The sequence below is a fragment of the Streptomyces sp. NPDC005151 genome (assembly GCF_053599875.1).
Genome location: NZ_JBSFYR010000038.1, coordinates 24,559 through 32,174 on the forward strand (window position 1 = coordinate 24,559; position 7,616 = coordinate 32,174).

Annotated in this window: 6 protein-coding genes and 2 pseudogenes; 1 reads left to right on the top strand and 7 read right to left on the bottom strand. The window is 71.2% G+C overall.

The annotated features are described in order from the left end of the window. Positions 1-81: 81 nt before the first annotated feature. On the bottom strand, positions 82-288 hold the full coding sequence (locus tag ACWD6R_RS21150) for a hypothetical protein (protein ID WP_451820098.1): 207 nt from the start codon (positions 286-288) through the stop codon (positions 82-84). Positions 289-694: 406 nt separating this feature from the next. Here ACWD6R_RS21150 and ACWD6R_RS21155 point away from each other — a divergent pair, with 406 nt between their 5' ends. Then, entirely contained in the window at positions 695-1,927 is a 1,233-nt protein-coding gene (locus ACWD6R_RS21155) for a Cmx/CmrA family chloramphenicol efflux MFS transporter (RefSeq protein ID WP_451820099.1), read from the top strand. Positions 1,928-1,943: 16 nt separating this feature from the next. On the opposite strand, the pseudogene ACWD6R_RS21160 reads toward ACWD6R_RS21155, so the two are convergent. The 6 genes and pseudogenes from ACWD6R_RS21160 to ACWD6R_RS21185 form a co-directional block, all read right to left on the bottom strand. Beyond that, positions 1,944-2,021: pseudogene (locus ACWD6R_RS21160) on the bottom strand (zinc ribbon domain-containing protein); the annotation flags it as partial. Positions 2,022-2,088: 67 nt separating this feature from the next. Next, entirely contained in the window at positions 2,089-2,868 is a 780-nt protein-coding gene (locus tag ACWD6R_RS21165) for an exodeoxyribonuclease III (RefSeq protein WP_451820100.1), read from the bottom strand. Positions 2,869-2,916: 48 nt separating this feature from the next. Beyond that, positions 2,917-3,573, bottom strand: coding sequence for an MBL fold metallo-hydrolase (locus ACWD6R_RS21170; RefSeq protein WP_451820101.1), 657 nt, complete (start codon positions 3,571-3,573; stop codon positions 2,917-2,919). Between the two features lie 12 nt (positions 3,574-3,585). Then, on the bottom strand, positions 3,586-4,863 hold the full coding sequence (gene pcaDC, locus ACWD6R_RS21175) for a bifunctional 3-oxoadipate enol-lactonase/4-carboxymuconolactone decarboxylase PcaDC (RefSeq protein WP_451820102.1): 1,278 nt from the start codon (positions 4,861-4,863) through the stop codon (positions 3,586-3,588). 272 nt (positions 4,864-5,135) lie between these two features. Continuing rightward, positions 5,136-5,816: pseudogene (locus ACWD6R_RS21180) on the bottom strand (IS6 family transposase); the annotation flags it as partial. Positions 5,817-5,942: 126 nt separating this feature from the next. Then, positions 5,943-7,598: a hypothetical protein gene (locus ACWD6R_RS21185; protein WP_451820103.1), complete on the bottom strand. Its 1,656-nt coding sequence runs from the start codon at positions 7,596-7,598 to the stop codon at positions 5,943-5,945. Positions 7,599-7,616: the final 18 nt, after the last annotated feature.

A 7,616-nucleotide genomic window follows, 5' to 3' on the forward strand; every position in this document is an offset into this window, starting at 1 on the left:
GCCTGTCGTTCGAGTGCTGAACCAGGTGCACGCCCACCCGTGCGCCGCCGCGCACGCTGCTCGCAACCGCCGGGCAGGCCGTCACACCTGCCCAACCCAACCGTCGGACGACGGGCCGGGGCCCGGGTCCGGCGCGAGGAAGGCCAGCAGCTCGTCGGCGAGTTCGCTGTCGACCGGCCGTCGAGCAGCGCGAAATACTCCGCCGTATCGGCGCGAGTCAACTCCCCGCAGGTTCAGGCCTGTCAGAAGAGTCCTCAGCACATGCGCACCCACGATGTCATCTGTCATGACCGCGCACCCTACCCAGGTACGTGTGCAGGCCATTCTCTTTGAAGGGGTGGAGGCGGAGTGATCCGGACTGGTACGTTCGCCATCATGTCCAGCCCCGAGGCGAACAGAATCTAGCCACCGGTCCCGCCGGTGGCCGACCCGCTGTCGAGTCGATCCCGCACGGCCGATCAGGCCGGAGGATCGCTTCTGCCCGGCTGCCGCCGCAGGACCACCGCAGTGTGGGCTGCGCTTCCCCCTATGCGCTCGTGCGCAGATTCCCGGCCACGACGGCTGCCTGCCGCGTTGTCGCGTCACGTCCGTGAACAGGCCTGACACTCTTCCGCGTTGCCGCTCGACCTGTCGGGCGGGCGCGGCCCACACCCCCTGCCTGGTCCGTCCATCAGTCTGCCCATGGGGTTCCTTCATGCCATTTGCTGTCTACGCGCTCGGGCTCGCCGTCTTCGCCCAGGGCACCTCCGAGTTCATGTTGTCCGGTCTGGTCTCGGACATCGCCGACGACCTGCACGTATCCATCCCGGCCGCCGGCCTGCTGACGTCGGCGTTCGCGGTCGGGATGGTGGTCGGCGCACCCGCGATGGCGCTCCTCAGCCGGAACTGGCCCCGGCGTCGCGCGCTGCTGTTCTTCCTCTCCGTCTTCACCGCCGTCCATGTCGTGGGCGCGGTCACCCCCGGCTACGGCGTACTGCTGGCGACACGGGTCGTCGGGGCGCTGGCGAACGCGGGTTTCTGGGCCGTGGCGCTGGTGACCGCGATCGCCGTGGCCGGACCCGGCGCCCGGGCTCGCGCCACGTCGGTCGTGGTCGGCGGTGTCACCGTCGCCTGTGTCGCGGGGGTGCCCGCCGGTGCGGTGCTGGGCGGGCACTGGGGGTGGCGCGCTGCGTTCTGGGCCGTGGCCCTCGTCTCCGTACCGGCCCTTGCGGTGATCGCCAGGGCGATCCCCGGCGAGCGGGCCGAGTCCCACGCGGTGGGCGGGCGTGCCGAACTGCGGTCCCTGACCGAGCCGCGGCTCGCTCTCACCCTGCTGACGAGCGCGCTCGTGCAGGGCGCGACCTTCTGCACGTTCTCCTATCTGGAGCCGCTGGTCACTCAGGTCACGGGGGTCGGCGCCGGGTGGGTGCCTGCCGTGCTCGCACTGTTCGGGGTCGGCTCGTTCCTGGGTGTCACCGTCGCGGGCCGGATCGTCGATGCGCGACCGGTCGCCGTCACCACTGCCGGGCTGGTGGCGCTCACCGCCGGCTGGGCCGGGCTCGCACTGACCGCGGGGAGCCCGGTCGCGGTCGTCGCGCTCGTCCTTGTCCAGGGCATGCTCGCGTTCGGCACCGGAACAGCGCTGATCTCGCGGGTGCTCCAGTCGGCGTCGGGCGCGCCGACGCTGGCCGGCTCGTTCTCCACAGCCGCCTTCAACGTGGGCGGCGCGCTGGGGCCTTGGCTCGGCGGCATCACGATCGGTGCGGGGTTCGGCTTCCGGTCGCCGCTGTGGGTGAGTGCGCTGCTGATGGTCCTGGCGCTCGGCGCGACCGCCGCGTTGTCCGCATATGACGCCCCGCCCTGTGCTGAACGGGCGGAGCGGTCCGAGTCTTCGCAAGCAGCCAGCAAGCGGGACAATGACAGGGATCACCGTATCGGCGACCACTGAAAATCGGCCCGGGCCGCCGGTTGGCCCGCCAGGTGTGTCCGCAGCGCGCACAGCGCTGCGAGGTATAGGCCGCGTCCACCTCTATGTACGGCACCCCGGCCCGGCGGGTCTTGTAGGCAAGGATTGTGCGCCAGGATCAGCGGGACGTCACCGGACGGCGGTCACAGATCCAGATCGACGACCACCGGCGCATGGTCGGACGCGCCCTTGCCCTTGCGCTCCTCGCGGTCCACATAGCTGTCCTTGACCGCCGCCGTGAAGGGGGCGTTGCCGTAGACCAGGTCGATCCGCATGCCCTTGTTCTTCGGGAAGCGCAGCTCGCGGTAGTCCCAGAAGGTGTACGGGCGGTCGTACTTGAGCGGTCGCGGCATCACGTCCGACAGGCCCTCCGCGCGGAGGGTGGCGAGGGCGGCACGCTCGGCGGGGGTGACATGCGTGGCGCCCTCGAAGAGGGCAGGGTCCCAGACGTCCTCGTCGGTCGGCGCCACGTTGAAGTCGCCGAGGACCGCGAACGGCTGGGAGCCCGCGGCGTCGGGGGCGACCGCCTTCTGCAGGGCCTCGAACCAGCGCAGCTTGTACGCGTAGTGCTCGTGGGCGACCTCGCGGCCGTTCGGCACGTACACCGACCAGAGACGGACCGGGCCGCAGGTCGCCGAGATCGCCCGGGGCTCCTGCACGCCCTCGTAATCGGGGCCGCCGGGCAGCCCCGTGACGACGTCGGCCAGGCCGGCCCGGGAGACCAGCGCGACCCCGTTCCACCGGCCCGTGGCGTTGACCGCGGACTCGTAGCCGAGCTCGCGCAGCTCGTCCGCCGGGAACTGCTCGGCCGCGCACTTGGTCTCCTGGATGCACAGCACGTCCGTGCCGGAGCTCTCCAGCCAGGCGAGCAGCCGCGGGAGGCGGGCGGTGATCGAATTGACGTTCCACGTGGCGATGCGCATGTACGTAAACCTAGCGGCTCCCACTGACAGTCGCCGGACCGGCGCCGGTCACAGGCCGGTCGATTCACCCGGGGTCAGCCGGCCGTGGTCGGCGCCGCCGAGGCTGCCGATCTGGTTGTCGTAGACCGGGCGGGCCAGATCGGCGAGCAGCGCGTCGTGGATATCGATGGCGCGGCGCGGCTTGACCTCGCGTACGTAGTCGATGACCTCGGAGATCTTGTTCCAGGGGGCCATCACCGGGAGCAGCAAGGTGTCGACCGGCTGGTCGGGGACGGTGAGCGCGTCGCCCGGGTGGAAGAGTGAACCGTCCACCAGGAAGCCGATGTTGGTGATCCGCGGAATGTCGGGGTGGATCACCGCGTGCAGCTCGCCGTGCACCTGCACGTCGAACCCGGCCGCGGAGAAGGTGTCGCCGTGGCCGACGGTGTGGACCCGGCCGGGGAAGGCCGCCGAGAGCTGGTCGGCGACGCTGCGCAGGGTCCAGATCTCGGCGGCCGGATTGGCCTCCATACCGGCGCGCAGCCGCCCCTCGTCGAAATGGTCGAAGTGCTCGTGCGTCACCAGCATCGCGTCGGCGCCGACGGCAGCGTCCTCCTCCGAAAGGCCGCCCGGGTCGATGACGAGCGTCTGCCCGTCCTTCTCCAGACGGATACAGGAGTGCGTCTTCTTAGTCAGTGTCAGGTGCATGGGGTTCACGGTGTTCATGGCCCCATCCTGCTACGGACGGGGCTTCGTTTCTTCCTGAATCACGGTCTGGGCGATCGTGAACGCGGCGCCCGCGGCCGGTATGCCGCAGTAGACGGCGGTCTGCAGCAGCACCTCCTTGATCTCCGCGGGGGTCAGCCCGTTGCGCAGGGCGGCCCTGATGTGCGCGGCCAGGCTCTCCAGATGGCCGGAGGTGACCAGCGCGGTGAGCGTGATGCAGCTGCGGGTGCGGCGGTCCAGGCCCTCGCGGGTCCAGGTCTCCCCCCAGGCGTAGCGCGTGACGAGCTCCTGGAACTCGCCGGTGAACTCGTCGGAGGCGGCCATGACCCGGTCGACATGGGCGTCGCCGAGCACCTCGCGGCGTACCCTCATGCCCGGTTCGTACGGGTCGGCGCGGCCGCTGGTCACGGCCTCCGGCAGATCCGTGGCGGGGGCGATCTCCGCGATGGGCAGCACGGGGGCGGAGAGCGCGGGGCCGGTGCTCGGGACGGGGATGGCGGCGAGGGTGTCCTGCCAGCTCGTCGAGAAGTGGGTGACGAGCAGGTCGGTGACGGCGGCGGGCTGCTCGACCGGGGCGAGGTGCGAGGCTCCGGGGACGAGGGCGAGCCGGGCGTCCGGTATGCCCGCGACCAGGGTCCGGGCCTCGGCGGGCCCGGTGACCCGGTCCTCGGCGCCGACCAGCACGAGGGTCGGGACGCCGATGCGGCTGAGCTCGGTACGGATGTCGAAGGTGGCGAGCGCTTCGCAGGCGGCGATGTAACAGCCGGGGTCGGTGGTGCGGACCATCTGGACGGCCCACTCGACGATCGCGGCCTGGGCGGCGGCGAAGCCGGGGGTGAACCAGTGTTCCGGCGCGCTGCGGGCCATCGGATCCAGGCCGTTGGTGCGGACGACCACCCCGCGCTGCCGGAACTCGTCGGCGCTGCCGAACCGGGGCGAGGCGGCGACCAGGGCCAGCGAGGCGACCCGGTGCGGATGGCGCAGCGCGAGGTCGGCGCCGATCGCGCCGCCGATGGAGCAGCCCGCGTACCCGAAGCGCTGGACACCGAGACCGTCGAGGGTGGCCAGCAGCCGGTCGGAGAGCTCACCGACGGCGGTGGCCGGGTGGGCGAGGGCGCCGCCGTGGCCCGGCAGGTCGAAGCGGAAGATCCGCCAGTGCTGGGAGAGCTCCGGTATCTGCCGGTCCCACATGTGCCATGAAGTACCGAGAGAGGGGCCCAAGACCAGGATCGGTGCGTCTTCTGGCCCGTCAAAGCGGTATTGGAGGGTGTTCGGTGTCGTCTCGCTCACTCGCCTCACGCTCTCATATCTCACAACTTCCCCTATGACGGGGGTCGTGACTGCATGGGTTCGACCAGGTGGAACACCTCGCGAGCGGCGTAGCGCTTGAGGCATCGGACGATTTCGCGTCGGGTCTTGCCCTCCTTGGTGCGGCGTTCGTAGTACGGCATTGTCAGGTTGAGCGAGAGGCTTCCGGCTCTTGGCATGCCGAGGCCGTTCCGGGCCGCTCTGCCCGGTGCGGGTGTGGTCCAGGCCATCGGGACGAGGTGTCCGGTGGTGGCAGTGATCTCGTTCCAGATGGTGAAGCGGTCCTTCATGGCGGTGCGGTACTCGGGGGCGAACATCAGGTGGCGTCCGGGGCGGAAGTGCGGGGAGATCCGACTGAACGAGGCCAGGAAGCGCTGCGCCCCACCGACGGAGCGGAAGCCCTTCATCGCTCGTTCGCGTTGCCTTGTCGGCTGGTGGGAGTTCTCCGCCCGGTTGTTCAACCCCTTGTGCGCGCGATGTTCCACCGAGGGCATCACCTCGCGATGCGCGGTCCCGTAGGAGGCGAGCTTGTCGGTGACCACCACCCGGGGCACCGCGCCCGCGCTCTTCATGAGCTTGCGGAAGAATCGTTTCGCGGCGGCCGTGTCACGCCGGTTCTGCACCAGGATGTCCAGGACGTTGCCGTCCTGGTCCACGGCCCGCCACAGGTACCTCTGCACGCCTCGGATCTTGATGAAGACCTCGTCCAGGTGCCACTTGCCCCCGGGGTGTATCTGGCGTTTCCTCAGGCCGGCGGCGTAGCCGGGGCCGAAGGTCGTGCACCACTGGCGGACCGTCTCGTAGGTGACCTCGATCCCGCGCTGCAGCAGGAGCTCTTCGACCTCGCGGTACGAGAGGGGGAACCGATGGTAGAGCCAGACCGCGTGGGCGAGCCCGTGGCACCACAGCCGCACGGGTGCGGCAGGTGCCCTGATTCCCGGAGGTGAAGGCCTCCTGGGGATCGGGGCGCCTGCCGCGTTCGTACGTTGCGCGGGGCGCGGGCGGACCGGTCCGCCGGCCGGTTACGCAGCCGGTTTCTCAGTGGTGTCCGAGCCGGTTTCTCAGCCGGTGCAGGTCACCTTCAGCGCGGATATCGCGTGGTGCTCGTAGTTGTTGTCCTCGCCCCGGTCGTGCAGTTGCACGGAGAGCTTCTTGGCGTCGACGGGGAAGGTGCCCGGCACGTTGTACCAGGTGCCGCGACGCTCCTTCTGGCGGACGTAGTAGGAGCCGACCAGGTTGCTGGTCCTGGGCAGGAACCGGTCGTACACGGTGTAGTAGCTCGGGTTGCCACCGACCCGCACGATGTCGGAACTCCCGGGCACGTGGACGGAGATGCTGCACTTCCTGGCGGTGGCGGGCAGGTCGAACAGCCAGGTCGCCGATCCGCCCGAGTCCTTGGAGGAACTGCCGGACATGGGCATGGAAAGGTACTTCCCCGCGCAGCCGTAGCCGCCGAAGCCGCCGCTGTGGGTGGCCCAGCCCTCCTTGCCGTCGCTGTAGTAACCCGACTTCTGGAAGCGCTGGGTGGGGCACTCCGGTCCGGACACGCCGCTGTACACCACGGCGGGTGCCGACTTGGGCGCCGAACCGGCCGAGGGGGCCTTGGTGGGAGCGTCCGAGCCCGTGGCGGCGGGGGCCTTGTCGCCGGAACCGCTCTTCTCCGTCTTGTCGGCCGCACCCGTGGTGCTGCCCTTGCTGCCCTTGGCGCCCTTGATCTCCGCCTCGGCCGACCCGTCCGCGGGCTTCCGCCCGTCCCCCGTGTCCGCGCGTACGTCACCGACCGGGCCCTTGTCGCCCCGCGCCGGGGTGCCGCCCGGCTTGTCGGCACCGGCGGCCCGCTTGCCCTCGGGACTGTCGGGGTCGGTGCCCGGTACGTAACCGCCGGCCCGGCCGTCCCCCTTCCACGCCGCCGCCGCTTCGCGGCTCTCGGGCTTGGCCTCGTCCTTCTGGGCGCCCGCCACGACGAACGGGGTCGCCAGAAGCAGCGCACCGGCGAAGGCGGCCGCGACCACCATCGGGCGCGACACCCGGCCGGGGCGCTCCGGGGCGCCGCCCTCCCCTGCCGCGGCACCGCCGGGCGGGGTGGAAGACGCTGCGGCCGAAACGACGGCAGGTGCGGCGGCGACGGCCGCCGCGGTGGAACCGTCCGTCGCGGCAGCGGCGGCCGGCTCCGTGGAAGCCGTCGCCGTGGGTGCGGAGGACCCACTCGCGGGAGTCGATTCCGCCGCGGCCGTGGCGGACAAGGACGTCTTCGCCTCGGCCGTCGTCCCGGCAGTACTCTCCGCGACACCCGACGAGGCCGCGGAGGCAGCGCCCGCAGCAACCGTGGAGGCGGCCACCGCGGCCAACTCTCCGGCCGTCGGCGCCTCCTCTTCCCGGGCGACCGCCGAGCTCTCACCGTCCGGTTGTCCCTCGGGCTCGGACGTGGTCCTGCCGATGGAGACCCCGGCCGCGTGCACCACCGTCGGGGTCTGGGCCGCAGGCTCCTCGGCCTCCTCCGGGCCGGGCTTCGACGAGGTCGGTGTCCGCGCGCCGCCGTCCTTGCCGCCGGTGACCGGAGTGCCGCCGCCCTCCGTCACCGTGCGGGACGACGGCGCGGACGGGGCGCCTATGCTCACCGGAGCCGCGCCCGCCGCACCGTCCGGAGCCGTTCCGCCCGAGGTCTCGCCCCGGCCGTTCCCGGACTCACTCTCCTCGCTGGACCGCTCTCGCTTCACAGGTCGCCCCTCTTTCCC

Coding starts and splice junctions, on each gene's coding strand:
- ACWD6R_RS21150 (WP_451820098.1), bottom strand. CDS start 288: ATGACAGATGACATCGTGGGTGCGCATGTGCTGAGGACTCTTCTGACA.
- ACWD6R_RS21155 (WP_451820099.1), top strand. CDS start 695: ATGCCATTTGCTGTCTACGCGCTCGGGCTCGCCGTCTTCGCCCAGGGC.
- ACWD6R_RS21165 (WP_451820100.1), bottom strand. CDS start 2,868: ATGCGCATCGCCACGTGGAACGTCAATTCGATCACCGCCCGCCTCCCG.
- ACWD6R_RS21170 (WP_451820101.1), bottom strand. CDS start 3,573: ATGAACACCGTGAACCCCATGCACCTGACACTGACTAAGAAGACGCAC.